Source organism: Oleiphilus sp. HI0086, assembly GCF_001635225.1.
This window is the reverse complement of the sequence record NZ_LWFZ01000201.1, coordinates 1-945: the sequence shown is the minus strand read 5'-3', so window position 1 is coordinate 945 and position 945 is coordinate 1. Positions and strand designations below refer to the sequence as shown.

Genomic DNA, 945 nt, shown 5'->3' with positions numbered 1-945 from the left:
GCTAAAGTCACAACAGGAACAAAAAGCCAGTTTTGATCTGATTTTTCTAGATCCACCGAGCTTCTCTAATTCTAAACGAATGCAGGGGGTGCTGGATATTCAGCGTGATCATGTCGTACTCATAGAGCAGTGTATGAGCTTGCTGTCTGAAAAGGGGGTGCTGGTTTTCTCGAATAACCTGCGAAGGTTTAAGCTTGATCCAGGCTTGAGCGCAAACTATAAGGTCACAGACTTTACCAAAATGTCAGTGGATAAAGATTTTGAGCGCAATAGTCATATTCACCAATGCTGGAAAATAGAGCGCGGCTAGGAAATTTGCTTAGTCGGTTTGAGTAGTGGGCTTATCCTTAGAATTCAAACTTTAGGTAGGTACTGTACTGATCTATTTCGATATTCGTATCAGTGTCCTTGAGCAAACGACCGTATTCAAAGGATAAATACCACTGATCACTCAGCTTATAGTCTCCTCCGATAATCCAGCTTAAACTGAAGTTCGTTTTAAATAAATGTGACTCGGCCACGAATGGGCTGGGTTGAACCGCTGATTCCGCGTTAGAAATAGCACTTTCCGAGACGGTTCTAATAACTTCATGACGCGTTACATCTGCTCGGTAGTAAGATAGTCCAAGTAGTGCGTAAGCATTAAAATAATCTGTAATCTCTTGCTCGGCTCCCATATATGTCGCAATCCAATGATCTAGGTTGACATCCTTTGCTCCTTTAAGCGTGTCTTCTTTGATTCCCTTGCCGTAACGAAACTCTGCTTTGAAAGTGTCATCTAGGTAGCTACCATAAATAACGCTAAGGCCGTAGGTTTGTGCAGTAAGGCCGCTGAATGATAAAACCGGAGAGCCTTCAGTTCTATCTTCGTAAGATACGCTGTCAGAGCGGACGAGATTAAGGTTGAGCCTGTTGAATTCGTTCAAAGAAAGACCGACAGATAAG

1 protein-coding gene and 1 pseudogene are annotated in these 945 nt (G+C 42.9%); one reads left to right on the top strand and one right to left on the bottom strand.

Going from position 1 to position 945, the window contains the following annotated elements; genetic code table 11:
• Window positions 1–310: pseudogene (locus A3756_RS27090) on the top strand (23S rRNA (guanine(2445)-N(2))/(guanine(2069)-N(7))-methyltransferase); the annotation flags it as partial.
• Between the two features lie 37 nt (window positions 311–347).
• Here the strand turns inward: A3756_RS27090 and A3756_RS02755 are convergent.
• A partial coding sequence (locus tag A3756_RS02755; protein ID WP_068552880.1) for an outer membrane beta-barrel protein occupies window positions 348–945 on the bottom strand: 598 nt, incomplete at its 5' end.